The 24609-nt window shown below is 59.0% G+C and carries 22 protein-coding genes; 18 read left to right on the forward strand and 4 right to left on the reverse strand.

Features of this window, described 5'->3' with window-relative positions; translation table 11 throughout:
* Window positions 1-223: 223 nt before the first annotated feature.
* On the reverse strand, window positions 224-1069 hold the full coding sequence (locus ACUZ79_RS13030) for a 1,4-dihydroxy-6-naphthoate synthase (protein ID WP_449251846.1): 846 nt from the start codon (window positions 1067-1069) through the stop codon (window positions 224-226).
* 84 nt (window positions 1070-1153) lie between these two features.
* Here ACUZ79_RS13030 and mqnE point away from each other — a divergent pair, with 84 nt between their 5' ends.
* From mqnE to ACUZ79_RS13065, 7 genes are all read left to right on the forward strand, one after another.
* On the forward strand, window positions 1154-2293 hold the full coding sequence (mqnE, locus tag ACUZ79_RS13035) for an aminofutalosine synthase MqnE (protein WP_240824994.1): 1140 nt from the start codon (window positions 1154-1156) through the stop codon (window positions 2291-2293).
* Entirely contained in the window at window positions 2290-3420 is a 1131-nt protein-coding gene (mqnC, locus tag ACUZ79_RS13040) for a cyclic dehypoxanthinyl futalosine synthase (protein WP_449251847.1), read from the forward strand. Before mqnE ends, mqnC begins: the two co-directional genes overlap by 4 nt.
* A 115-nt stretch (window positions 3421-3535) precedes the next feature.
* On the forward strand, window positions 3536-4387 hold the full coding sequence (locus ACUZ79_RS13045) for a menaquinone biosynthetic enzyme MqnA/MqnD family protein (protein WP_449251848.1): 852 nt from the start codon (window positions 3536-3538) through the stop codon (window positions 4385-4387).
* Between the two features lie 301 nt (window positions 4388-4688).
* Window positions 4689-6236, forward strand: a complete 1548-nt coding sequence (locus tag ACUZ79_RS13050) for an SLC13 family permease (protein WP_240824992.1) — start codon at window positions 4689-4691, stop codon at window positions 6234-6236.
* Between the two features lie 30 nt (window positions 6237-6266).
* Window positions 6267-8039, forward strand: coding sequence for an adenylyl-sulfate reductase subunit alpha (locus ACUZ79_RS13055; RefSeq protein WP_240824991.1), 1773 nt, complete (start codon window positions 6267-6269; stop codon window positions 8037-8039).
* Window positions 8040-8054: 15 nt separating this feature from the next.
* On the forward strand, window positions 8055-8384 hold the full coding sequence (locus ACUZ79_RS13060; protein ID WP_192113735.1) for a 4Fe-4S dicluster domain-containing protein: 330 nt from the start codon (window positions 8055-8057) through the stop codon (window positions 8382-8384).
* A gap of 88 nt (window positions 8385-8472) precedes the next feature.
* Window positions 8473-9168, forward strand: coding sequence for a Crp/Fnr family transcriptional regulator (locus ACUZ79_RS13065; protein ID WP_449251849.1), 696 nt, complete (start codon window positions 8473-8475; stop codon window positions 9166-9168).
* Between the two features lie 322 nt (window positions 9169-9490).
* Here ACUZ79_RS13065 and ACUZ79_RS13070 read toward each other — a convergent pair whose 3' ends face one another.
* Both ACUZ79_RS13070 and ACUZ79_RS13075 read right to left on the reverse strand, forming a co-directional pair.
* Window positions 9491-10330, reverse strand: a complete 840-nt coding sequence (locus tag ACUZ79_RS13070; protein ID WP_449251850.1) for a hypothetical protein — start codon at window positions 10328-10330, stop codon at window positions 9491-9493.
* Window positions 10331-10333: 3 nt separating this feature from the next.
* Entirely contained in the window at window positions 10334-11125 is a 792-nt protein-coding gene (locus tag ACUZ79_RS13075; protein ID WP_240824988.1) for a sirohydrochlorin cobaltochelatase, read from the reverse strand.
* A gap of 196 nt (window positions 11126-11321) precedes the next feature.
* On the opposite strand from ACUZ79_RS13075, the gene rfbD reads away from it, so the two are divergent.
* The 7 genes from rfbD to ACUZ79_RS13110 all read left to right on the forward strand — a co-directional run bounded on the left by rfbD (window position 11322) and on the right by ACUZ79_RS13110 (window position 20585).
* On the forward strand, window positions 11322-12209 hold the full coding sequence (rfbD, locus tag ACUZ79_RS13080; RefSeq protein ID WP_240824987.1) for a dTDP-4-dehydrorhamnose reductase: 888 nt from the start codon (window positions 11322-11324) through the stop codon (window positions 12207-12209).
* Window positions 12206-13375, forward strand: coding sequence for a DUF3179 domain-containing protein (locus ACUZ79_RS13085; protein WP_449251851.1), 1170 nt, complete (start codon window positions 12206-12208; stop codon window positions 13373-13375). Before rfbD ends, ACUZ79_RS13085 begins: the two co-directional genes overlap by 4 nt.
* A gap of 64 nt (window positions 13376-13439) precedes the next feature.
* Window positions 13440-14234 (forward strand): HD domain-containing protein, encoded by a 795-nt coding sequence (locus ACUZ79_RS13090; protein ID WP_449251852.1) that lies wholly within the window; start codon window positions 13440-13442, stop codon window positions 14232-14234.
* On the forward strand, window positions 14231-14728 hold the full coding sequence (locus tag ACUZ79_RS13095) for a hypothetical protein (RefSeq protein WP_449251853.1): 498 nt from the start codon (window positions 14231-14233) through the stop codon (window positions 14726-14728). Before ACUZ79_RS13090 ends, ACUZ79_RS13095 begins: the two co-directional genes overlap by 4 nt.
* Before the next feature lie 193 nt (window positions 14729-14921).
* Window positions 14922-18410, forward strand: a complete 3489-nt coding sequence (gene dnaE / locus ACUZ79_RS13100; RefSeq protein WP_449251854.1) for a DNA polymerase III subunit alpha — start codon at window positions 14922-14924, stop codon at window positions 18408-18410.
* 6 nt (window positions 18411-18416) lie between these two features.
* The gene (locus ACUZ79_RS13105; protein WP_449251855.1) at window positions 18417-19580 is read left to right on the forward strand and encodes a metallophosphoesterase; all 1164 of its coding nucleotides are present in this window, start codon (window positions 18417-18419) and stop codon (window positions 19578-19580) included.
* A 54-nt stretch (window positions 19581-19634) separates the two neighbouring features.
* The gene (locus tag ACUZ79_RS13110) at window positions 19635-20585 is read left to right on the forward strand and encodes a radical SAM protein (RefSeq protein WP_449251856.1); all 951 of its coding nucleotides are present in this window, start codon (window positions 19635-19637) and stop codon (window positions 20583-20585) included.
* Window positions 20586-20664: 79 nt separating this feature from the next.
* Here the strand turns inward: ACUZ79_RS13110 and ACUZ79_RS13115 are convergent, their stop codons facing one another.
* Window positions 20665-21723, reverse strand: a complete 1059-nt coding sequence (locus ACUZ79_RS13115) for a DUF1848 domain-containing protein (RefSeq protein WP_449251857.1) — start codon at window positions 21721-21723, stop codon at window positions 20665-20667.
* Window positions 21724-21877: 154 nt separating this feature from the next.
* On the opposite strand from ACUZ79_RS13115, the gene ACUZ79_RS13120 reads away from it, so the two are divergent.
* The 4 genes from ACUZ79_RS13120 (at window position 21878) to ACUZ79_RS13135 (ending at window position 24356) form a co-directional block, all read left to right on the forward strand.
* Window positions 21878-22045 (forward strand): hypothetical protein, encoded by a 168-nt coding sequence (locus ACUZ79_RS13120; protein ID WP_022657287.1) that lies wholly within the window; start codon window positions 21878-21880, stop codon window positions 22043-22045.
* Window positions 22042-22455 carry a 6-carboxytetrahydropterin synthase QueD gene (queD, locus tag ACUZ79_RS13125; RefSeq protein ID WP_449251858.1) on the forward strand — a complete coding sequence of 138 codons (414 nt, stop codon included), beginning with the start codon at window positions 22042-22044 and terminating at the stop codon, window positions 22453-22455. The genes ACUZ79_RS13120 and queD overlap by 4 nt, the downstream gene beginning before the upstream one ends.
* A gap of 78 nt (window positions 22456-22533) precedes the next feature.
* Window positions 22534-23403: a WcbI family polysaccharide biosynthesis putative acetyltransferase gene (locus ACUZ79_RS13130; protein ID WP_449251859.1), complete on the forward strand. Its 870-nt coding sequence runs from the start codon at window positions 22534-22536 to the stop codon at window positions 23401-23403.
* 329 nt (window positions 23404-23732) lie between these two features.
* Window positions 23733-24356 (forward strand): flavodoxin family protein, encoded by a 624-nt coding sequence (locus ACUZ79_RS13135; protein ID WP_240824977.1) that lies wholly within the window; start codon window positions 23733-23735, stop codon window positions 24354-24356.
* Window positions 24357-24609: the final 253 nt, after the last annotated feature.

Raw genomic sequence — 24609 nt, forward strand, 5'->3', positions numbered from 1 at the left:
CGACAAAGGAAGCTACGGATGCTTCAAGCGTTGTGACGCAGGAAACTACGCTTGAAGACAGCACGCGTAACGACACGGTTTCATCGTTGCAATCGCTGTCGCCATCCGTAGGCCCTTCGGCAACGGCTGCCGCGAAGACAGCAGCGCTTACGGTACATGACTGGAGTAAAAAATGGCCTTTTGACGCAGCCAGTTGGCCAAAAGAATTATTTAGAAACAGCCCCTAGCGCAAAAACAGCCCTTCAGAAGGCAGGGTCTTGCCCATGATATCCGCAGCCCGGCCCACCAGTGTTTCAATGGCCGCACGCCCTGCCGGGCCGAGATCAAGGCTGAAATCCGTCACAAAGGTCTTGATGTGGGCGCTGGTGACGTTTTCTTCCATTTCCTGCGCATGCGAACGGATAAATTCACGCGAATCATCGGGGTGCGCGTTGGCGTAAGCCAGGCTGGCAGTAATGGTATTCTGCACGCGCCGGGCAAGGGGTATGGGCAGGTCGCGCCGCACGGCAATGGCCCCCAGCGGCAGCGGCAGAGAAAACTCCGCCTCCCACCACTGCCCCAGATCAAGCAGTTTTACAAGCCCTTGACGTGCGTAGGTAAAGCGTCCCTCGTGGATGATCAGACCAAGATCAGCCTCGCCATTGCTCACGGCAGACATAACGTCGCTGAACAACATTTCCTTGCGCGGCCCCTGAAAACCGCCGTGCAGGGTCAGCAGCAGGTTGCCTGTGGTCAGCAGGCCGGGCACCGCCACCGTGGCATTGCGCCAGTCTTCGGGCTTGAGGTTTTTGCGCGCCACCACAAGGGGGCCGCAGCCCCAGCCAAGCGCCGCGCCAGAAGACATCAGGGCATAATCCTGCATGATCTCGGTGGTTGCGCCAAGCGACATTTTGGTGACGTCCAGCGCCTTTTGCCGGGCAAGGTTGTTCAGTTCTTCCACATCGGCCATATGCGGGGTGAGAGGCGCGGGAACAGGCACCAGCCCGTGCAGCATGGCATGAAAAATATAGGTATCGTTGGGGCAGGGCGAAAGACCGAATGACAGATTTGGCGGCGGCAAGGCAGACATTTTTTCCTCACGTTGACAGTGTGCGGCGGCGGGGCTTAATCTGCGAGCGGCATTTTGCCCCCAATCCATGCACAGGATTCAGATATGCTAGACGCAACATACTACGCCGCACTGGGCCTTTCGTCTATCCGCGAAAAGGTGCTCTCCGGGGAGCGGCTTTCGCCCGAAGACGGGCTGACACTGTTCAACTGCCCCGATATTACAGCCGTAGGCGCTCTTGCGCTGCACGTGCGCTGCCGCTTGCACGGCCACAAGGCCTTTTATGTGGTCAATCGGCAGATCAACTATACCAATGTGTGCGTCAACGGCTGCACCTTTTGCGCCTTCCGCCGCGACAGGGAGGACGAGCCGGGCGCGTTTGCCATGAGCCTTGATGACGTGCTGGCCCGCCTGCGCGCCGCAGACGCGACCCCCCTGCATCTGGACGAGCTGCACATTGTGGGCGGCTGCCACCCCACGCGCCCCCTTGCCTGGTTTGAAGACATGATCCGCGCGGTGCGGGCCTTCAACCCCAACCTGCCGGTCAAGGCCTTTACGGCCGTAGAGATTGAACATTTTGCGCGCCTTGAAGGCATCAGCACCCTTGAGGTGCTCAAGCGCTTGCAGAACGCGGGCCTTGTGATGATGCCCGGCGGCGGCGCGGAAATTTTTGATGAAGAACTGCGCCCGCAGATCTGCCCGCACAAGGCTGATGCCAAGGCATGGCTGCGCATCCAGGGCGAGGCTCACAGCCTCGGCATTGCCACCAACTGCACAATGCTGTTCGGGCATATCGAATCATACGAACATCGTATCGACCACCTCTGCCGACTGCGCGAGCAGCAGGACAAAAGCGGCGGCTTTACCTGTTTTATCCCCCTGCCCTTCCTTACGGATCATAGCCGACTCAAGCTGCCGGAAGACAAGGTGGGCCCCCAGCGCGGGCTGGATCAGCTGCGCACGGTGGCTGTTTCGCGCCTCATGCTCGACAATATCCCCCACCTTAAGGCCTACTGGATCATGATGGCCCCCAAGCTGGCCCCCGTGGCCCTGTGGTACGGCGCGGACGATCTGGACGGCACCATCATTGAAGAGCGCATCGGTCACATGGCGGGCGCGCAGTCCGCTCAGGGCATGACCATTGAGGAACTTGAGCACCTTATCCGCGAGTCGGGCTTTACCCCGGTGCGGCGCAACGCCACCTTCAATACACTGAACGACGAATCCACGGAGGCGCGCCAGTGAGTACGTTTTTCCCCGCGCACAGCCCCTTTGACGAAGCGGGCGCAGAATTTGAAGACGTGCGCCAGGCCGCAGCCCTCGCCGCCAGTGGTCAGCGCCTTGACCGCGCCGCCGCCGAAGCCCTGTACTACAAGGCCAGCCTGCACACGCTTGCTCAACTGGCCCACGCCATGCGTCTGCGCCTGCACCCGGAACCCATTGTCACCTACGTGGGCGACCGCAACATCAACTATTCCAACGTGTGCGTGTGCGCCTGCCGCTTCTGCGCCTTTTTCCGCGCGCCAGATCAGGACGGCGGCTACATTATCAGCCGAGAGGAAATGGCGCAGAAAATCGAGGAAACCCTTGCCCTCGGCGGTACCCAGGTGCTGCTCCAGGGCGGACACCACCCCGACCTGCCGCTGGAGTGGTACGAAGACCTGCTGCGCTGGATGCGGGCCACATGGCCGCAACTGCACATCCACGCCTTTTCACCGCCGGAGATTTTCTTCTGGGCCGAGAAATTCGGCCTTTCCGTAACGGAAGTGCTGCGCCGTCTGAAAGAAGCTGGCCTGCAATCTCTGCCCGGCGGCGGGGCGGAGATTCTGCACACGGGCGTACGCGCCCAGGTTTCGCCCAACAAATGCACTGCCGAGCAGTGGCTCGGCGTTATGGAAGAAGCCCACAAGCTGGGCCTGCGCACCACCGCAACCATGATGTTCGGCCATGAGGAAGAACCCGCTCACAGACTGGATCACCTCTTTGCCGTGCGCGAGGTGCAGGACCGCACCCATGGCTTCACGGCCTTTATTCCCTGGACATTCCAGCCAGCGCACACGCGCATCGATGTCGACCCGCTGCCCGCGCCCGCTTACCTGCGCCTGCTGGCAGTCTCGCGTCTGGTGCTGGACAATATCGCCAACATCCAGGCCTCTTGGGTGACCATGGGACCGCAGGTGGCCCAACTGGCCCTGTTCTACGGCGCCAACGACTTCGGCTCGCTGATGATTGAAGAAAACGTGGTGGCCGCAGCCGGGGTTTCCTTCCACATGAACCGCAGCGACATCCACAAGGTCATCCGCACGGCGGGCTTTACCCCTGTGCAGCGCACCATGGATTACACGCCCGTGGTTCCCCAGCCTGAAGCGTAAAGCTCCTTGCACAATTGATTCCACGTTTCCGGGGGTTCGCCCCCGGAAACGCGTTTTGGCCGCACATTCAAATTTCGCCCATCGGCTTTGCCCCTGGCAAAAGGTACTCCGCCCCATGACCGAGCAAAAGAAAACTCCCCCTGTACTGCGCATGGGCCGCATTGGCTATCTCAATGTACTGCCCATCTATCACCCGCTTGAAGCCGGTATTCTACCCCACGATTACGAGCTTGTTTCCGGCCCGCCAGCCCTGCTCAACACCATGATGGCGCGCGGCGAACTGCACGTTTCGTCCTGCTCGTGTTTTGAATACGCCAGCCGCCCGGAGCGCTACCAACTTGTGGAAGACCTCTCCATAGGCTCCCACGGCCCGGTCATGAGCGTACTGCTGCTCTCACGCGTGCCCTTTGACCAGCTTGAGGGGCAGGAAATCCTCATCAGCGGCGAAACACATACCTCGGTGGCCCTGCTGCGCCTCATCATGCGCGACAGGTTCAAGCTCAACGTCACATTCACCACCGGGCAGGTGACCCCGGCCCTGCGCGGCAAAAACCCGCCCGTGGCCTTTCTGGCCATTGGCGATGAAGCCCTGCGCCTGCGCAACCATCCCGAGTATCCGCACCGTCTTGATCTGGCTGAGGCGTGGCGCGACTGGACGGGCCTGCCCTTTATTTTTGGCCTGTGGGTGGTCAGCCGCGCCGCCGCCGAGGCAAAACTCTTTACCAGCGACCCCGGCGCGCTGCTGCGGCAGGGCCGCGACTGGGGCCTTGAGCACATGGACGTCATCCTCGACCTCACGGCCCATGGCTGCCCCCTCTCGCGCGAGGAGCTGGCCTTCTACTACAGCAAGGGTCTTGTTTACACACTGGGCGAAGAAGAACAGCGCGGCTTGAGCCTTTTTTATCAAATGCTGGCAGATGCGGGCATGATCCCCAAGGCTCCGGCTCTGGAGTTTTTCAAACTGTAATTATTCGCTGCGGGTATTTTTCATCTGAAAAAAATTTTGGGCGCAGGGCAAAAAAATCGGCATGGAGCAGCCGGAGCACGTGGTGCGGGCTGCTCCATTTTTTTGCCGTATTTACATAGTAATTCAGTAAGTTGCCATCATTCACAGAGGTATGCTCAGCCTTAAAAATTGCCGCAAAGCCTACAGCCAGGCCAAAATATTTTTCTCCGAATTATCATCCAGCACATGGAATGGAAGAGCAAACTAACCTAGTGTCAGTGCCCACGCGCGTACTGACACTCTTTTATCGTGGGGTAGGTATATGACTCAGGTTTCTTCCGCCGCAGGGCGGTCTTTTTTGGGCTATCTTTGTGAAAATATTCGTAATAGGGGCAAAAATCCCCTGCGCGCTTTCACGGGTTTTGCCCTGGCATGGGTTGCGTTTTTTCTGCTGTGGACTGTGATTCCCGCTTTTGACGGGCTGACGCACAACGGCATGGCCGTTCTCGGCATTGTGGTATGGGCCAGCATCATGTGGGTCAGCGAGGCCATGCCCGCAGGCGTGACTGGTATTTCCATTCCCACCATGCTGCTGATCACCCAGGCTCTGCCCTGGAACAACGGCAAGCCGCCCATGGCTACCATCTTTGCCGGATTCACCGACCACGTTATCTGGCTGTGCCTGTTTGCCTTTATGGTGGCAGCGGTCATGCAGCTCATTGGCCTTGACCGCCGCATCGCTCTGGGCATTCTGGCCCGCTTCAAGGCTTCGTCCGTATGCCGGGTTATCTGGGGCATGTTTTTTGTAAATATTGTTCTGGGCTTTCTGGTGCCTGCGGCAAACGCCCGCGCCGCCACCCTGCTGCCCGTGGTGCAGGGCATCTGCAATCTGCTGGGTGATACGCCCGAAGAACGCGCCGCAAAAAAGGCCCTTGTCATCCAGTCTCTGGTTTACGGCTCCATGATCTGCGGCATGTTCATCATGACCGCCCACCTGCCCAACATGATTCTGGTGGGTATTTTTGAAAAAAACGGCTTCACCAACATCAACTTTCTCAACTGGATGCTCCTGCAGTTCCCGTATCTGGGGATGTTTGTGCTGACCAACTGGTGGACGCGCTACTACTTCAAGACCAACTGCGTTTCCATTGCGGGCGGCTCCGCCACCATTGAAAAAAGCTACAAAGAACTTGGCCCCATGAGCATGGCGGAAAAAACCCTGCTGGGCATTTTTCTGCTGGTCGGATTCATGTTTGTGACGGGCAAGGGCAGCTTTATTTATGAACTGCACCGCCAGCCTTTGGGCGTTATCGGTCTTGTTGGTATGATGGTGCTGTTTGCCCCCGGCATGATGCCCTGCTCATGGAAGGCCGTGCAGCAAAAGACCATCTGGGGCACATTCTTGCTGCTGGGCGGCGCAATGACCATGACCACCGCCATGACCCAGGCTGGCGTGGCACAGTGGCTTGCCGACCACATCCACAGCATGGTTGTGGGTATGAACTGGTGGCAGACCGTGCTGACCATGATGGTGGGCACGCACATTATCCGCCTTGGCATGCTCTCCAACGTGGCTGCCGTGGCCATGCTTGCCCCGGTGGTATTTGCCATGGCGCCCAAGCTTGGGCTGCACCCTGTGGCCTTTACCCTGCTGGTTTGCGATACCGACACCTTCGCCTACCTGCTGCCCACGCAGATTACCGCCGCAGTCATTGCGCACAGCACAGAAACCTTCTCCACAGCTGACTACGCCAAGGTGGGTTCTGTGGCCGTGCTTATCGCTATCGCCTACGGCGTCTGCGTCATGGCCCCCTGGTACGCGCTGCTCGGCATGCCCGTGTGGAACCCCGCCGCAGCCTGGCCTTTTTAATCGCCCCAACCCTTTGCCCGAGAGGACATTATGGCACGCATAAAAACAACACATGCGGTCGATTTTCGGCCAACCAGCCTGAACGATATTGAAACCGTCGAGGTAACCGCCGACCTGTTGATCATCGGCGGCGGCAATGCCGGTTGCTTTGTGGCAACGGAAACCGCGCGTCTCAACCCCGCAGCCAAGATCGTTATTGTGGAAAAGGCCGACATCATGCGTTCCGGCGCGTGTTCTGCCGGCATGGACGCCATCAACACCTATATTCCGCCCAACAAGACGCCCGAAGACCTCGTGCGCTGGAGCCGCTCGCAGGTTGGCGGCGGCCCCCTGCGCGAAGACCTGGCCCTCTCCAACGCTCAGGAACTCAACGAATGCGTTGAAGACCTGGAGCGCTGGGGCTTGCCCATTCTCCGCGATGAGCAGGGCAACATCCGCTACCGTGGCAAGTGGGATATTTCCATCCACGGCGAGCAGCTCAAGCCCATCATGGCAGAAAAAGCCCTTGAAACCGGCGCGGATGTCTACAACCGCGTGGCGGCAACGGGCCTGCTGGTGCACAATGGCCGCTGCACAGGGGCCACGGGCTTTGGCGTGCGCGACGGCAAGTTCTACGTGTTCCGCGCACGGGCCACTGTGGTGAGCACCGGCGGCGCGGGCACGCTTTACAAGTCCTACACCGCCGATTCCACCGACAGCGGTTCGCAAATCTGGATGTGCCCCTACTGCGTTGGTTCCGGCTACGCCATGGGCCTGCGCCAGGGCGCGGAACTCAGCAGTCTTGAGCAGCGCTGGGTCGCCACGCGCACCAAAGATTTTTGCGGCCCGGTGGATACCATCTCCGTGGGTTACGGCGCGCCCATCATCAACTCCCTGGGCGAGCGCGTCATGAGCCGCTACGCAAGCCTTGGCGGCGATGCGGCCCCGCGCTACATCCGCGCCAACGCTCCCATGGAGGAATGGCTGGCTGGTCGCGGCCCATGCTTCTGCGACACCACCAACATGACCCCGGAAAAAACCAAGGCCATGATGGAAGACTACCTCAACGAGCGTCCTTCCTTCGTGCTCTTCCTCGCCAGCCGTGGGCAGGATCCGTCCAAGGAACCCATCGAAATCTTCGGTTCCGATCCCTACATCATGGGCGGGCACACAGGCGGCGGCTATTGGGTGGACATGGAACGCATGACAACCCTGCCCGGCCTGTTTGCAGCGGGCGAAACCGCAGGCGGCAACCCCAACAAGTTTGTGGGCGGCTGCTGCGCCGAGGGCAAACTGGCCGCGCGCGGCGCTCTTGCATATATGGCCGTTGCCGATGCGCCGGAGCTTGATGCCGCCCAGATCGCGCAGGAAAAGGAACGCGTGTACGCTCCCCTGCTCACGCGCGAAGAAGAAGGCGTAAGCCCGCTGGAAATGAAGGAACGTCTGCAAAGGCTTATGGATGAATACGCTGGCGGTTCCAGCCAGTTTTATCGCGTCAACGAGCAGCAGCTTGATTACGCCCTGCGGCACATCAAGATTCTGCAAAGCCAGTTCAAGCATCTGCGCGCCAAGGATCTGCACGACCTCATGCAGGCCAACGAAACCATGGATCGCGTGGACGTGGCCGAAGCCGTGGTGCACCACCTCAAGGCCCGCAAGGAAACCCGCTGGGCTGGCTGGCAGACCCGCTCGGACTACCCCCAGCGCGACGATGAAAACTTTGACTGCTTTGTGGAGTCGCGCCGCGATCCCGCCACAGGAGAAATGACAACCTTTACCCGTCCCTACGAGCAGTTGCTGCCCGGCGACAGGTACAAGCCCTAAGTCAGGAGAAAGACAATGCCGCCAAAAATCGACACGCACAAATGCAACGGCTGTAACGGGCGCGAAGAAACCCATTGCGAAGAAATCTGCCCCGGCGATCTCATGGCTCTGAACCCCGCCACGGGCAAGGCCTACTTGCGGGCCGCCCGCGACTGCTGGGACTGCATGTCCTGCATCAAGGCCTGCCCTGCAGGCGCGCTTGAAATCAAGATGCCCTACCAGTTGGGCTACTTCAAGGCCACGTTGCGCCCCATCATGGGCTCCAACTTCATTATCTGGAAGTGCCGCGACATCAACGGGCAGGAACAGACCTACCGCTATGTAAACAGGCTGGACAAGGCCTGATAGCGCAGAGTAGTATTGAAAATAGTCACCAGCGTCCCGCCGTCTTTGCACGGCGGGACGCTGGCGCATCACACAGGGAAGGGCATTCATGGACACATTCTGGCATCTGGAAAAGGAAGACTTTTTCAAGGGCATTGACGAGGCCAAGAGCGCCTTTTTAAAAAACGCCCAGCGCCTTGAACTGTCCAAGAATGAGATGGTCTTTCTTGAAGGTGACGCGGGAGACTCCTGCTTTTATATAGAATCCGGCCTGATACGCATCTTCTGTATGGACCGCGCAGGCAAGGAAATGACCTTCTCGTTGCGCATGAAGGGCGAAATATTCGGCATTTCAGAAGTGCTGAACAATTCCCCACGCAAGGCAAGCGCGCAGACTGCCAGCGCATCCGTGCTGTACGCCATCAACCGGCAGGATTTTGAAAGCATGCTTCAAGATCATTATCCGCTGGCGCGCAGCGTCATTACCCTGCTTGGGCGCAGACTGCGCCAGATGGGCGACCTGGTGCGCCGCCAGAACAGCGACGTTGCCAACAGGCTGGCAAGCCTGCTCATTTCTCTGGCCTACGAAACCCTGCGCACAACTGAGGGCTGGAACAAGCCCTGCGAAATCCCGCTGAGCATTCCCCAGGAACAGTTGGCCTCCATGGTCGGCTCCACCCAGCCCACAGTCAGCGCCACCTTGCAGCAGTTTCGTAATGCAGGGCTTATTGTTGGCTCGGGCAGGCGCATTGTGCTGCTCAATCCCATTGAAATGATCTACCGCCTCGACCACAACCTGCTGTAGCCGCGCCACCACGCACTCCGGCGCTACGGGCGCGCTAGCCAACACTTCTGCGCAGAAGAAAACTTGCCGCAGGTCCAATAATCTTGCAGCTTATAGTCTGCCCTGCCGGTAAATGGTAAATCAGAACAAGGGCTGCACCCAGTGCCTGCCATGTGGCTGTCTGCGGCCCCTTCATTCCACTCCATTCCGGTTTCTGCCCCTGCAACGGATTTTGCCGTCCGTGAAAGGTAAAAACAAAGCCCGCTCTTTCGAGCGGGCTTTGCGGCATTATACGTGCAGTTTCAAAAGGCCAAAGGCCGTCCGAATGTTTTGCGTCAGGCGGCTATTCCATGGCCTTGAGAATGCTGCTGGCAGAGACGGACGACAGCATATTGCCGTCAACAATCACGGCAGGCAGGGTCTTGATGCCAAAATACTGGGCAATCTGCTGGGCCTGATACAGGTTCACATTGCCCGCATTGTAGCAGTATTTGCCCACGGCCAGTTCCTCGGCGGGGTTCACCGGAGGCCGCAGCTTGCTCATGTAGCTGTAGTGGATGGGGAAGTCAGAGGATTCCGCCGTGGCGTCATATTCATTGTTAAAGGCCACAACGTGTCCTTTTTTCTTCTGGGCAGCCTTGATCTCGTTCCAGCGCGAGAGCGCGTAGGTCATGTAGGCCATGCCCTGACCGGGGCGGGAGTAAGAAATCCAGATGCCCATGCCCATGAGGTCGGTTCCGTAGTATTCCTTGCTGTTGGCAAAAACCGCCACCTTGCACTGCTGGGGCGAAACCGAGCGGCTGGCCTCAGCCACGGCATGCCAGACCTTCTCGCTCTGCGGCGAGGCAAAATCAAGCAGCACCAGAACTTCGTGAGGAGCCTTGGGCTCGCCAAAAAATACGGGATAGATCTCGTTTTTCCACTGGGGCCGATAGGCGGCCTCGCCCTCGATGGACGTAACGCGCCCGCCCATTTTTTGCAGCATGGCCTGACTCTCCGCATCGTTTGTGCGCAGGTTGGGCAAGGAAGTACGCAAGTAGGGGTTAAAAGCATTGGCCTTGGCGTTCTGCACGCCAGCCGCAAGGTTCACCTTTTCTTTGGGGCCTGTATCACCCGTGCCCATAGCGCCGCACCCGCCCACCAACAAACCTGAAACCAGTATAGCCGCCAAAAATCCGCGCATACGTCACCTCTTCTCCCAGCCAGCGGCAAGGGATTGCACGGCATCCTCAAGATGCCGCAGCCATATTTCAGCCACATCGGCGTATTCCGCCGTCCCCATGAGCACGGGCAGGCATTGGTGCCCTTGGGCCTCAATGCGACTGCGCCAACTGTGCCCGTTCTCGCCCGCCATGTCCTCCAGAGCATGGCGGCCCACCACCGACAAAAGCGGCATAAGCCATACCCGGCGTGAAGCGAGATTGGGCAAAATACTTTCAAGCGTCACAGCGCCGTTCATGGCCCCCACATGCACGCGGCTGTCAAGCTCGTGCACGGCGCTGGCCAGATCCACATAGCGGGCAACCGCCTCGTGTTCCGCGCCGTGCCCCATAAAGACCACGTCTTCATCCACGTTGCGCTCTGCGGGCAGATGCCGCACCAGCGCCCGCGCCGTCGCGCGCACATCGTCCGCTGTGGCCAGCAGGGGCGCCCCAACCCGGCAGAGCAGATGCTCGTGTTCGGCGGCCTCTTCAACCATGGCGCGCACATCACCATGCTCCTGACCGGGTATGGTCTGCAAGGGCTGCACCGCCACGGCCTCGAACCGCTCAAGCCCAAGACGGCAGACCGCCTTGAACACTGAATCGCTCTTCTGGCGGGCCTGCGCCATGCGCTCGCGCAAGAGCAGCGAAGTGTAGGCCCAGCGTACCGGAATACCGGGATAACGCTGGCGCACAAGGGCGTCAAATCCTTTGAGGGCGTTCTGCCCCTGCGGGCTGCTTGCGCCAAAGGCGACCAGAAGAATAGCGTGTCTCATGGGGGTTTTTTGTACGTCACTTGCGCCCTTGAAGCAAGAACGGCGCTTGCGGCAGGCAATGCCCAAGCGGCTTCGTATGAAATTGATGTTGACCTGTCTGTATTGTATTGACCCGGGCATCAATGCGGGGATAATGTGCCGGAGAATGGCCTGGATACCACCAGCACAGCGCTGGCGGGCAAACCTTGGGGGTCGCATGGCAAAAGCTCTGGTACTTGGGGGGGCAACTGGCCTTCTGGGCCAGGCCCTGACGCGAGTGCTTAAAGCACGCGAGTGGGAAGTCGCAACACTGGGCCGTGAAAACGGCAATCTGCTGGACATGGCCTTTCTGCAAGCTGCCATTGCAGAGGCGCAGGCGGATGTGGTGTTCAACACTGTGGCATGGACAGCTGTTGATGATGCCGAAGACCACAAGGACGAAGCCTGCCAGCTCAACCGCGCCCTGCCCGCCTCCATTGCGCGCTGTATCAAGGCGCAAGGGGCCGGATTTCTTGTGCAGTTCAGCACGGACTTCATTTTTTCCGGTGCAGGCGAAACCGCGTGGAAAGAAACAGATACGCCCCAACCGGCATCTGTATACGCCAGCACCAAACTTGAAGGCGAAAAGGCCGTTCTGGAAACACTGCCTGACCGCTCGTGCGTCATACGCACGGCATGGCTTTTTGGCCCAGGTCGCAAAAATTTTGTGGATACCATCCTCGCAGCCTGCCAGCGCCGCGACTCCATCAACGTGGTGCATGACCAGACAGGCTCGCCCACCTATACCCTTGATCTGGCGCACTGGAGCATCGCTCTGGCGGAAAAAAGGGCCACTGGTATCTGGCATGCGGTGAACGGCGGGCAGGCAAGCTGGTGTGATCTGGCTTGCGAGGCTGTTTCTCTGGCAGGTGCCCCGTGCCGGGTTGTGCCCATTGATTCGGCGGAATGGCCTCAAAAAGCTCGCCGACCTGTGTTTTCCGTGCTGGACAACAGCAAGCTGGCCGCCTTTCTTGGCAAGTCTCCTCGCCCGTGGCCCCAGGCCCTACGAGATTATGTTTTCAGCGACTATCTGCCCGCGCACGCCAGCAAAGGCGGGACGCAGTGACAATACCAGGCCCTTGCCCGGCGCGGATTCCAGCCAGCCAGCCCGAATGGCGGGCGCTTTGCCTGATCACGGCGGCCCTCGCGCTGTTCACTCTCGCGGCGCTCTGGAATGCCGATGACGCTCAGGCCAGGCCGCGCAGCTTGCAGGAGCTTGCCGCCATCAACGGCAAACTGATTGAAACTGGCGTCAAATATGGCTCCATCCCTTCCCTGTACCGCCCGCGCTACGACCGTATTCAGGATGCAAACCTGAGCCTCAGCGATGACGAGGTGGTGTTCATCGCCATGCTGCAAGGGGGGGCGCGCGTATACCCGCAGCGCATCATGGTCTGGCATCAGGTTGTCAACGAAATCGTGGACGACAAGGCCTACGCCATCACCTACTGTCCCACCACCGGCACCTTCATGGCCTACGATTCTTCCATGGGGGGCCTGAACCTTATTTTTGACACGGAAGGCCGCCTCTACGACGGCAACAGCGTTCTGATTGACCGCAATTCCGGCAGTCTCTGGCTGCAGGAAACAGGCATGGCCTTTGACGGCCCCCTGCTGGGCCGAGGGCTCCCCATGGTGCCCGTATACTGGACAACCTGGGGCGCGGCAAAGCGCACCTTTCCGCATGCCTTGGTGCTTGCCAAACCTAACGGCAACAAGCCCTACGGGCGCGATCCCTACGGCAACTACCTGCGCAAGGGAACCTACTACGATAACGACAGGCTCATTTATCCAGTGGAACGCATGGACAAACGTTTTGCCCGCAAAACGCCCATGCTGTGCATTGAGTATGAGGGATACCTTTTGGCTATCGACATAGGCTATGTGCGCAAAAAAGGGGCCGTGAATTTTTTTGTGGGGCCCAATGCCCTTCTGGCAGTTTATGACCGGGGCCTTGAGGTGGTGCGTCTTTTTAACCGCCAGATATGGGCCGAGCCATTCCTCTTCATATCCCAAAACGGCAAGCTCATGGATCTGACCACGCGCAGCCAGTGGGATCCTGCCACGGGCGTGGCGCTTGACGGCAACATGAAGGGCGCGTCCATGCCGCAGTTTTACGGCGCGTATTCCATGTGGTTTGCATGGTACAGCATGAATCCGGAAACACTGGTCATTCCCGGCCCCGGCGAGGTGCCGGAAAAGCTGCTCTCGCCAGCTCCGCCGGGGGAATAACCCCACAGCCCAAGCGGGGTCAGCCCATTTGCATTGCGTAAAACCAGAGCGTATTTGATTTCCCATGAACTGCACTGTCACAGCATCCGCCGACATATCCTTGCATCTGGCGTGGTTTACTGCATATGCCGCCGCCAAAACAGCCATGGAACAGGGCGATGCCTCGCCCATGGATCTCAAACTCCGGCACTCCCTCGAAGTGCTGGAAAATGCCCGGCACACCGTTGAAGGCGAGGGTTTTGCCCCTCAGACTGCGCGGGCCTGCCTGCTGGCAGCACTGTACCATGACGTGGGCCGGTTTGAGCAGTACCTGCGCTACCACACGTTCAGGGACAGGGAATCGTGCAATCACGGGCAGATGGGCGTGCGGGTTCTGAAGGCCGAACACCGTCTCGTCAGCGAGACACCGCAAATGCGCAAGCTGGTCATGGCTGCTGTGGGCATGCACAACCGTTTTGCCCTGCCCAAGGGGACGCCGGAGGATATCGCTCTGGTCACAAATGTGGTGCGTGACGCGGACAAGCTGGACATTCTGCGGGTCATGGATGAACACTTGAGCGGCCCAGCCCCGTATAATCCCACGGTGGTGCTGCAACAGCCGGACGACCCCACCATCGCCAGCGAGGCGGTTCTCAAGGCTGTACGCGAAAAGCGCGTGGCGGCCTATGTGGATCTGCGCTGCGTCAACGATTTTCGCCTGCTGCTTGGGACATGGTTTTTTGATCTGCACTTTGCTTCGAGCCGCCGTAAATTCATTGCGGACGGGCATGCGCAAAATCTGCTGCATCGCATGCCGGACGGCGTTCCGCAGGCCGGAGCCCGCGACTGCCTGCTGCATATTCTGGAGAGCGCGCAGTGACGTCAGCGCGCATGACAGCCAGTCTTGACGCTTTGCCTGTCTGCCCTGCATATTTTCCGCAGGAGGCGCTGGCGCGGCGGGTGCCGTGGCCGGATGCGTACGCGCATGCTCCGCTCAACCCAGATATGCTGACACTGCGAAGCGCCAGCCATGCGCCCCTGGCTTGTGCGCGCTTGGCTTTTACGCTGTTTTATCTGCCTGCGGCGCAGGCAGAAGCCCTGCTGCGGCTCGCGCTTGAAAGCGCTGAAGTAGTTCTGGTGGCTGATTTCAAGCTGGCGGAACGCAACCTTGAGCTGCCCGCAACGCTGGCGGCGCGCGGCCTCATGGCGCTGACAAAAGCACGCAGAACAGCGGCGGCAGACGGGGCGCCTCAAGCAAGTTTTATTCAAAGGGGCGGCATTGAGGGGCTTGTGCACCAATGCAATGCGCTGGTGCACGAGCGCCGCCCCATTTTTGCAGGCGCTGCGGCCTTGCTGCATTTGCAACGCGCCTGAGATCTTGAACCTTTCCACGCGGCCCCTCGCGAACCCTCGCGGCTAAACCCGCATTTCTGGCCTCATGGCCCCGCCTTGAAGGGCCACCCTGCCTGTGCTATAAGCTGCTCTGGCGCTGCCGCACCCTGTGCAGGCGCTCGCCTGTCAGGCATTTGCGCCGGTAACGCCCGCCTTTTCCGCTTCTGGAGTTTTCATGTCAGATTTTGTCCATCTTCATTGCCATACCGAATACAGCCTGCTTGACGGCGCCATCCGCATCAAGGACCTGTGCGCCCGCGCCAAGGATTTCGGCATGCCCGCCTGCGCCATCACCGACCACGGCAACCTCTTTGGCGCGGCCTATTTTTATCAGGGTTGCAAGGATTACGGCGTCAAACCTATCTTTGGGTGCGAGGTTTACGTCTGCCACGACCACAAGGATAAAAGCACGGATTCACCTCTGGCGCGCCGCCGCAACCACCTGATTCTGCTGGCCCAGAACACCACGGGGTACCACAATCTGGTCAAGCTGGTCACACAGGGCTATCTTGAGGGTTTTTATTACAAACCCCGAGTGGATAAACCCCTGCTGCGCAAGTATTCCGAGGGCCTTGTCTGCCTTTCGGCCTGCATTGCGGGCGAAATCCCCCGCGCCATTCTTGCGGACGACATGGACAAGGCTCTGAGCCTCACGCGGGAATACGCCGATATCTACCCCGACCGTTTTTATCTTGAGTTGCAGTCCAACGGCCTGCCGGAGCAGACCAAGGCCAACAACGCCCTGCTGGAACTGGCGGAAACCACGGGCGTGCCGCTGGTTGCCACCAACGACTGCCACTATCTCACCGCTGACGATGCCGAAGCCCACGAAGTGCTGCTCTGCATTCAGACGCAGACCACCATGGACGACCCCAAGCGCATGCGCTTTGGCACCCATGAGCTGTACTACAAATCCATCGAAGAGATGGAAAAGCCCTTTGCCCACGTGCCAGAAGCCCTGGCCAACACCATGCGCATTGCCGAGCAGTGCAATGTGGAGCTGGACTTCGGCCACCACTACTTCCCTGTGTACAAGCTGCCGGAAGGGGCCAGCCTTGATTCCGAATTTCGGCGGCTGGCAGAAGAAGGGCTGGAAAAACGGCTGGAAAAACACCCCGACAGAGACACGCTAGACGTCCAGCTCTACCGGGACCGCTTGCAGTACGAACTGCGCGTTATCCTTGAAATGGGTTTTCCCGGTTACTTCCTCATCGTGCAGGAATTCATCAACTGGGCAAAAAACCACAATGTTCCCGTGGGGCCGGGGCGCGGTTCTGCCGCCGGTTCGCTGGTGGCGTGGGCTTTGCGCATCACCAACCTTGATCCCATCCCCTACAATCTGCTGTTTGAACGCTTTCTGAACAACGAACGCGTCTCCCTGCCCGATATCGACGTGGACTTTTGCGAACGCCGCCGCGTCGAGGTCATCAAGCACATGGTGGAAACCTACGGCGAAGGCTCGGTGGCGCAGATCACCACCTTCGGCACCATGAAGGCCAAGGGCGTTGTGCGCGACGTGGGCCGCGCCCTGGGCATGAGCTTTGCGGAAACTGACCGCATCGCCAAACTGGTGCCCGCCGACCTCAAGATGACCATCAAAAAGGCGCTGGAGGCAGAGCCGGAGCTGGAAAACATTTACCACTCCGACCCCAAGGTCAAACACCTGCTGGACACGGCCCGCCGCCTTGAAGGTCTGGCCCGCCACGCCTCCACCCACGCCGCCGGGCTTGTGGTTTCAGACAAGCCCATGGAGGAATACCTCCCCCTCTATCAGGGCAAACGCGGCGAACTTGTGACCCAGTTTGACGGCCCCATGACGGAAAAAGCCGGGCTGGTGAAGTTCGACTTTCTTGGCCTGAAAACCATGACCCTGATTCAGGACACCCTGGACAACATCACCCTTCAGGGGCATGAACCGCCGGATCTCGACAACCTGCCGCTTACGGATACGGAAACCTACGAGCTTTACGCCCGTGGCGACACGGACGGCGTGTTTCAGGTGGAAAGTTCGGGCATGCGGCAGTATCTGCGCATGCTCAAGCCCTCGTGCTTTGAAGACGTCATCGCCATGCTGGCCCTGTACCGGCCCGGCCCGCTCGGTTCTGGCATGGTGGACGAATTCATCAAGCGCAAGCACGGGCAGGTGCCCGTGGTGTATCCGCACCAGTCGCTTACAGAATGCCTGCGCGATACCTACGGCGTCATCGTCTATCAGGAACAGGTCATGCAGATCGCCCAGATCATCGCCAGCTATACGCTTGGCGGGGCCGACCTGCTGCGCCGCGCCATGGGCAAAAAGAAAGCCGAGGCCATGGCCAAGGAACGCGTCAACTTTGTCACCGGCGCGGAAAAGAACAACATCGACAAGGACAAGGCCAACGAAATTTTCGACTTGATGGAAAAGTTCGCCGAATACGGCTTCAACAAGTCGCACTCCGCCGCCTATGCCCTTATTTCGTACTACACGGCCTTTCTCAAGGTTCACTACAAGGTCGAGTTCATGGCCGCCCTGCTCACCTCGGAAATGGGCAATCAGGACAAGCTGCTCAAGTATGTCTCGTGCTGCAAGGACATGGACATCAATGTGGTGCAGGCCTCGGTAAACCAGAGCCAGCGCGAATTTACGGCCCACGGCGGAAAGGTGGTCTTTGGCCTTGGCGGCATCAAGAACGTGGGCGATGAAGCCATACGCGAAATTGTGGAAGCCAGGGGCGAAGGCGGCGAATTTGCCTCGCTGTTCGACATGTGCTGCCGGGTAAACCTGCGCAAAGTCACCAAGCGCGTACTTGAATCGCTCGTCAAGGGCGGCGCCTGCGACTGCTTTGGCGTACCCCGCGCCGCCATGCTGGCGGCCATTGAAATTGTGGTTGCCCGCGCGCAAAAAAAGGCCAAGGACAAAACATCCAACCAGGTTTCGCTGCTCTCCATGGCCCCGGTGGTGGAAAGCGCGCCCCAACCCGGTATCGGCCTGGACTGCCCCGAAGCCTCGTTGCCCGAAATGGCTGACGACGACAAACTGCGGGCAGAAAAGGAGGCCCTGGGCTTCTTTTTGACCAGCCATCCGTTGCAACCCTTCTCGCGCGAGATCCGCCGCCTGGGACTCACCACGCTGGAAGACGCGCGGGAACTGTTCCCCGGTGCGGAAATCCGCTGCGCGGCGCTGGTTGTCAGCGTGAAGGAAGTACTGACAAAGTCCAAGGGCGAACGCATGGCCTTTGTGGGGATCGAAGACCTCACCGGCCACGCTGAAGTGACGTTTTTTCCCCGCCCTTACGCCGAATGCCGCGATCTTTTGCGCTCTGAACAGCCCATCTGCCTTGTGGCGCGGCTCGACAGCCAGACCGACAACGGCGACAATGGCGATATGGATGAAGAAGCAGACGAAGGCCCGCGCGAAATCAAGCTGCTGGGCCAGACCGCCCGCTCGCTGGCTGAAGCCTGCGGGCAAAGCGACACCCCCATATGCGTGCAGATACCGCAACACCGCCTTGGGCGCGAAGACATGCTGGCTCTGCGCAACCTTCTGGAAAAATTCCCCGGCCCGGTAGAAGCGCATGCCCAGGTTTTTCTTGATGGGCACGTGTGCATTCTGCACCTCGACAACACTCTGAAAGTACGCCCCGGGCCGGATCTGGATAAAGCTCTTGCCGCTTGGGCTTCATAAAACCATATGTTCCGATTTTTTCTGGTAACAGGCATAGGCCTGGCCATTATTAACGGCTGGATATCCTGGTGGCTGTGGCGCGCGCTTTCCGGCACTGGCTGGCTGCGCATCGCGCTCTGCATCCTTGTGCTCGCTCTGGGCGCGGCCTTCCCCCTGCTCTACAAGGGGCATGGCGATACCCTTGCCCACGTGTGGCTGATTCGGGCAGGGGCATTCTGGATGGGCGTGGCTTTCTACGCCTTTGCGCTTGTGCTGCTTGCCGACATATGGGGCCTTGCCGCACGTTTGTTTGGCGCACTGCCGCCCGTCACCCCACGCTGGGGCGCTGTGCTGCTGGTCATGGGCCTGCCCCTGCTGCTGGGCGTGGGCAGCTGGTTCAACGCGGCATTTCCCGCGTTGCGGCACTACGACATCACTGTCCGCTCACAAGGCCCAGTACCCAGCACCTACGTGGACAAGCCCCTGAAACTGGGCGTTATTACCGATATGCATCTGGGCCGCCTCATCACCGCAGGGCGGCTGAGCCGAGCAGTAGAGCTACTGGCCCCGGAGCAGCCGGACGCAATCCTCTATGTTGGCGACATCATTGACGACCACATAAAACTGGATGCCGAAGCCACCGCCGCAGCGCTTGCTGTGGCCCAGCCGCGCCTTGGGCATTGGGCTGTGCCGGGCAACCACGAGTATATCTCTGGTTCCATCGACAAAAGTCTGGATTTTCTGCGCGCTGTGGGTATGCAGGTGCTGCGCGACCAGTGGGCGGTGGTGGACAACAGCTTCGTGCTTGCTGGCAGGGATGATTTGAGCAAGCCCGGTTTTACCGGCATCCAGAGGGGCAGCATGGAGGAAATTTTGGCCGATCTGCCAGAACAGTACCGCAGCCTGCCCCTTATGGTCATGGATCACCAGCCCGCCGCCCTTGACGAAGCCCGTCAGGCGGGCACTGCGCTCATGCTGTCGGGTCACACGCACAACGGGCAACTTTGGCCTTTTAACTTTGTGACGGAACTAAGATACGAAAACCCGCTGGGCCTGCTGACAAAAGGCAACTTCCACTCTATCGTCAGCGCAGGCACTGGCACATGGGGGCCGCCCCTGCGTACCACAGGCCGCGCTGAGGTCTTGCTGGTTACGGTGCATTTTACTTCTGCGGACAATGCCGCTCCATAGCCATCGGCATGGGATGATCGACACCCCGGACATCTGGTTCCGGAAGGAGGCCGCATGTTATTCTGCTCCAGGTTTGTTCGGGAACTTGTGTTTGAAGAAAGGGCCTTGCAACCCTGCTGCAATACGCACAACATCGTGGTGCCGAGTTTTTCTTTTGAAGGCGGCGCGGTGGATATGGAGGCATATACCCGCCATATGGGCAGCGTTGCGCAGGAAGTGCAGAAGCAGAATCCCCAGGTATGCGCGGGCTGCCCCGATCTTGTTCCTCTTTCGCATTCCGTCTGTGTGCCCAAATTGCAATTTGCCGTTCTTTCCCTGAATCATCACAGGCACATCTGCAACTGCCGTTGCATCTACTGCGACCTGTGGAAGCCCGGGCAGCACCCGCGCCCCATTGCCATTCTTCCTGCCATCCAGAGTCTGTATGAGCAGGACGCACTGGAAAAGAACTGCGCCATAAGCTGGGGCGGGGGAGAATCCACCCTGTTGCCCGATTTTGAAGCCACAGGCCGCTGGCTGCGCGAGCATGACTACTTTCAGTACGTACATACCAATGCGCTGCGGCATTCTGCCTGGATTGACGAATTGCTTTCCAGCGGCGGCGGCAAAATCAACATCAGTCTTGATTCCGGCAACGCCGCAGCCTATGCCCGCGTTAAGGGCGGCGACTGGTGGAATGATGTGATGGCTTCGATGGAAAAGTATTTTATTGCAGCAATCACACCAGAACAAATTGATATCAAATACATAATTTTTGAACAAAATAACAAGATCGCCGACGTGGAGCAGTTTTTCCAGATCTGCCGCCGATTCGGTGCAGCGAAGGTACAGTTGTCCTTCAATTTTCTGGAAGTAAATGCTGGCGCGGTCAGTGAGCATTCCATTACCGCAGCTGCGTATTTTATGCACCGGGCGCAGGAACTGGCTCTTGCTTGCGAGCTGTTTTTTGTGGATGCACCGTTGCGTGAACGCATTGACCGCGCACGCGGCAAATTTTTTCAGTAGCCCGCACAGGCTCTGCGCCCCGCGCAAAATCAGCCAGAGGAATCAGGTAGATGAATCAGGCCCAATGTCAGGCCGGTCGTCAGGCTGTCCTCTCCGGCTCTGCAAAAATGCTCTCCCCCTCCGGGTCATGCCGCCGGAAATTCCGGGCCGCAACGGCGGGTGAGGTATTGGCGTAGCAGTACACGCAGCCGTGGGGGCAGGTGTCGTACTGGCCCACATCCTTGCAGGGTACGCACAGGCACACGGCACGCTGGCCTGTGTCGCGCGGATACTCATGCGGCGTGCTGGCAAGGTTTGCGCCTGAGGGCATTTCCAGAGGCAGGCCCAGTTGTCGCTGCGGCGCAATGCCAAAAAGGCGCAGCATGTCCGGGTGTCTGTTGGTGAGCCTGAGGATAAGTTCCGGGTCTGTGCAGCGGTTATGGCTGATTCCCCATGCCGAGAGGTCGCCCTTTTCACCGCAGGTGCAGGGTTCCGCGCCCATTTCCGCAGCAAGAGCGGCCACCCCCGCTGCCACGGCCTGCATTTCCGCCTGCGTAAAATCACGCCAGGCAAGGCCCGCCCTGCGCAGATTTTCCCGCACCTTGCGGTAGTCGGCAATATCGGCAAAACTGAACACCAGCTTGCGGGTACAGCCTTTCAGGGCTCTGCCGATGCGGGCCATTTTTTCCAGCAGCACATGGCAACCGTCAGGATTTTGCGCCAGTTCCCCGGCCAGCATCAGGGGGTCAAAGCGCCACACGACCCTTTCCGGCCCCACCGCATCCGCAAAACGGCGAAAGGTGTCGATGCGTTGGGCAAGCGGCGGTAAATTGGGTTCCCAGCCTTCAGCCTCATAATCATTGAGCGTAAATTCCAGATACCAGGCGAGGCCCCGCGCCTCCACTTCCGGCAGCAAGGGCAGCAAAGGCAGCGGATTTTTGCTCCAGAACACGACAACCCGCGTGTTGGCAAAGGACACAAACTGGGTCCTCCCGTTGAAGGGATTGATCCAGCGGGCGTATCCGGCGCGTAGCCTGTTGACAAACCAGGGCGCGTAAAAAGCCGGGATATCCGTTGCCCGGCTGGCCGCAATGATCTCTGGAGCAACGGCGCTTGCCTGCCCCGATGCGGTGGTTATCTGTACTGTAGGCCACTTCATGCCCAAAGTGTTTCAGGGCTGCGCGGCTTCGTCAACTGCACGGGGCATGCGGCCTGCCTGAAACCATGGCTCTGACGTGTATTTTGACTTATCCGGCGCAATTGTTATGCTTAAGGGCAAGCACAATCAATAACCTGTAACAAACTGGAAATTCATGTCTTTCTTTTCCTGGATGCAAAGCCTCTTCACGCCGCCCTCCACTGGCGACCCTGATCTGGATGATCCACATCCAGGCTTTGAATGGAACCAGAACGCCCGCATCATGCTGGCGATCATTGTTGTCATTATTTCGGCCTTCGTGGTCTACTGGATACTGTCATGACAAAGGGCGCTTTCTGGCGGCTGACCGTGCGGGACGATTTCTCTGCTGGTCATGCCTTGCGGCATTATGAGGGCAAGTGCGAACGCATGCACGGCCACAATTTTGCGGTGGAACTGACTGTGCAGGGGCAGCGCCTAACCCCGGATACTGAAATGCTGCTTGATTTTAAAACGCTCAAAAGCGGCCTTAAAACAGTGCTTGACGCGCTCGACCACCGCCTGCTCAACGAAACGCCGCCCTTTGACGTCATGAATCCTTCTTCAGAAAATCTTGCCCGGCATATCTGGCGGGGCATGGCGGAGCTGCTGGCAGCACATGACGACCCACAGGCCCGGCAAGTGCGGCTTTACAGCGTCACAGTATCTGAAAAAGCCGCGCAAAGCGCCACCTACATGGAAGTGGACGACTGATTCAGGGACGCGAATGGGGATGGACGTTGGCGCACCCCAGGAACACGCCCCCTTCACACCAAGACAGACGGAACCAGCATGACCAAGGCTCTGTGCCTTCTGCACGCCAACTGCCAGGGCGATGCCCTGCGGCCCCTGCTGGAAAACACTCCGGCCTTTGCCAGCCGGTTTTATATCCGCCAGTATGTGAATTACACGCGGCAGAGTATTGCAGACAGCGATATTGAACGCTGCGAGCTTTTTCTCTACCAGCGCCTTGCGCCAAAATGGGGCGACCTCTCCACAGAACAAATGCTGCCGCGCCTGCCGCAACACTGCAAGGCCATTGAGATTCCCAATCTGTTTTTCAAGGGTTACTGGCCCTTCTGGTCCCGCGATGACCGCATCAACTTTGCAGACAGCCTGCTGGAGACGCTGCTGCAAAAAGTCACACCGCAAGAGGCGCTGACCCTCTATCTGCGCGGCGCAGCCTCGCTGCTGGGCAATGCCGATACGCTCAACGCACAGGCTGAAGAATCGCTTGCGCGTGAGGAAGCCAAGGAGGCCGATGCCCCCATACGTTGTGCGCCCCTGCTGCGCGAGCGCTGGCGTGATCAACAGATGTTCATCACGGTCAACCACCCAGGCCGTGAACTGCTGTTCCACATGGCAGACAGACTGTTGCGCCTGTTGGGCCTTGGCGTTCTGCCCCCATCCACACGCGGGGCATATGTCCACCCGCTTGAAGATTTCTGGCTGCCCATCCATCCTGCGGTGGGGAGCGCGCTGGGCCTGCCCTTTGCCAGTGTAGACAAACGCTGGCCCATCTTCCACTCCCTGCTCACGCACAGGGAATATACCCTGTGCTACATGGCCTGCCGCGCAAGCAATGTGCCCGACTTTCTGACCTTTCTGAAAAACCTCTCGCCGGATGCCCTGAGGCTGGTCGCAAAAGATATGACAGGCTGATTTTGACTTGCAGATATGGCTGCTTCAGGAGCCAAGGCTGGTGCAGAGGCGCGGGCAGACGGCGCACACACAGGGCCAATGGAGGCAGACTCCAGCGTGGCTTGCACACGTGAAGGGCATTGCGTACTGTTGGAGGCCAAGAAATTACGGACGAAATTACGCTCAGGCTTGCAAGTACTCGCCTAGCCTGCACAGACCGACATCTGCTGACCTGACGCGCCCAAGCGTCAACATCTGGCTGGCTTTTACCAACAAAATCATACGGGGTCACTGGCCTCGCCGTTCCGCTCACTGCGAGGGCGGCCATTTGGACCCGAAAGGAGATTTTCATGAAGGTACTCATGCTCAACGGCAGCCCGCATCCCAAGGGCTGCACCTTTACCGCACTGTCCACGGTTGCGGCGCAGCTTGAAAAAAACGGCGTTGAAACGCAGATGCTCCAGTTGGGCACAAAGCCCATACAGTGCTGTATTGGCTGCGGCAAGTGCAAGGATACAGGGCATTGCGTGTTCAATGCCGACCACGTTAACGAGGCCATTGACCTGCTGCGCGAGGCAGACGGCTTTGTTGTGGGTTCTCCTGTTTACTACGCCGGCCCCAATGGCGGCGTGTGCTCCTTTCTTGACCGCATGTTCTATGGCAAGTCCCTCCACTATGCCTTCAAGCCCGCTGCCGCCGTGGTGAGCTGCCGCCGTGGCGGGGCCAGCGCCTCCTTTGACCGGCTGAACAAGTACTTTACCATTGCCCGCATGCCCGTGGTTTCTTCCCAGTACTGGAACGCCGTGCACGGCAATACGCCGGAACAGGTATTGCAGGACAAGGAAGGCTTGCAGATCATGCGCACCCTTGGCGACAACATGGCGTGGCTGCTCAAGTGCATTGCCGCTGGCAAGGCCGCTGGCGTGGCAACCCCAACCCCGGAACCGTGGGATCCCACCAACTTTATTCGCTAGAACCAGACACTATGTGAGATACCGTGCAGATATTCCTGCAATATTTACCCGTTTGCAGGGCAAACGCACAACTACAGTAACAGGCAAATATCAGTGAGCAAGGCTGTCCTAAAATATTTTCGGACAGCCTTTTTTATTGTCTGGCTGTTCATTTTATATGCTCCTGCTTTATGCAAGAGCATATCTTGTCTGGATGATCGCCGCGCATAAGCCTTCTAGGCGTTCTGACAGAATTTTTCACACGCGCTGTACA

The sequence above is a fragment of the Desulfovibrio faecalis genome, from assembly GCF_053570625.1.

Coding starts and splice junctions, on each gene's coding strand:
- ACUZ79_RS13030 (WP_449251846.1), bottom strand. CDS start 1,069: ATGTCTGCCTTGCCGCCGCCAAATCTGTCATTCGGTCTTTCGCCCTGC.
- mqnE (WP_240824994.1), top strand. CDS start 1,154: ATGCTAGACGCAACATACTACGCCGCACTGGGCCTTTCGTCTATCCGC.
- ACUZ79_RS13045 (WP_449251848.1), top strand. CDS start 3,536: ATGACCGAGCAAAAGAAAACTCCCCCTGTACTGCGCATGGGCCGCATT.
- ACUZ79_RS13050 (WP_240824992.1), top strand. CDS start 4,689: ATGACTCAGGTTTCTTCCGCCGCAGGGCGGTCTTTTTTGGGCTATCTT.
- ACUZ79_RS13055 (WP_240824991.1), top strand. CDS start 6,267: ATGGCACGCATAAAAACAACACATGCGGTCGATTTTCGGCCAACCAGC.
- ACUZ79_RS13060 (WP_192113735.1), top strand. CDS start 8,055: ATGCCGCCAAAAATCGACACGCACAAATGCAACGGCTGTAACGGGCGC.
- ACUZ79_RS13065 (WP_449251849.1), top strand. CDS start 8,473: ATGGACACATTCTGGCATCTGGAAAAGGAAGACTTTTTCAAGGGCATT.
- ACUZ79_RS13070 (WP_449251850.1), bottom strand. CDS start 10,330: ATGCGCGGATTTTTGGCGGCTATACTGGTTTCAGGTTTGTTGGTGGGC.
- ACUZ79_RS13075 (WP_240824988.1), bottom strand. CDS start 11,125: ATGAGACACGCTATTCTTCTGGTCGCCTTTGGCGCAAGCAGCCCGCAG.
- rfbD (WP_240824987.1), top strand. CDS start 11,322: ATGGCAAAAGCTCTGGTACTTGGGGGGGCAACTGGCCTTCTGGGCCAG.
- ACUZ79_RS13090 (WP_449251852.1), top strand. CDS start 13,440: ATGAACTGCACTGTCACAGCATCCGCCGACATATCCTTGCATCTGGCG.
- dnaE (WP_449251854.1), top strand. CDS start 14,922: ATGTCAGATTTTGTCCATCTTCATTGCCATACCGAATACAGCCTGCTT.
- ACUZ79_RS13105 (WP_449251855.1), top strand. CDS start 18,417: ATGTTCCGATTTTTTCTGGTAACAGGCATAGGCCTGGCCATTATTAAC.
- ACUZ79_RS13110 (WP_449251856.1), top strand. CDS start 19,635: ATGTTATTCTGCTCCAGGTTTGTTCGGGAACTTGTGTTTGAAGAAAGG.
- ACUZ79_RS13115 (WP_449251857.1), bottom strand. CDS start 21,723: ATGAAGTGGCCTACAGTACAGATAACCACCGCATCGGGGCAGGCAAGC.
- ACUZ79_RS13120 (WP_022657287.1), top strand. CDS start 21,878: ATGTCTTTCTTTTCCTGGATGCAAAGCCTCTTCACGCCGCCCTCCACT.
- queD (WP_449251858.1), top strand. CDS start 22,042: ATGACAAAGGGCGCTTTCTGGCGGCTGACCGTGCGGGACGATTTCTCT.
- ACUZ79_RS13130 (WP_449251859.1), top strand. CDS start 22,534: ATGACCAAGGCTCTGTGCCTTCTGCACGCCAACTGCCAGGGCGATGCC.
- ACUZ79_RS13135 (WP_240824977.1), top strand. CDS start 23,733: ATGAAGGTACTCATGCTCAACGGCAGCCCGCATCCCAAGGGCTGCACC.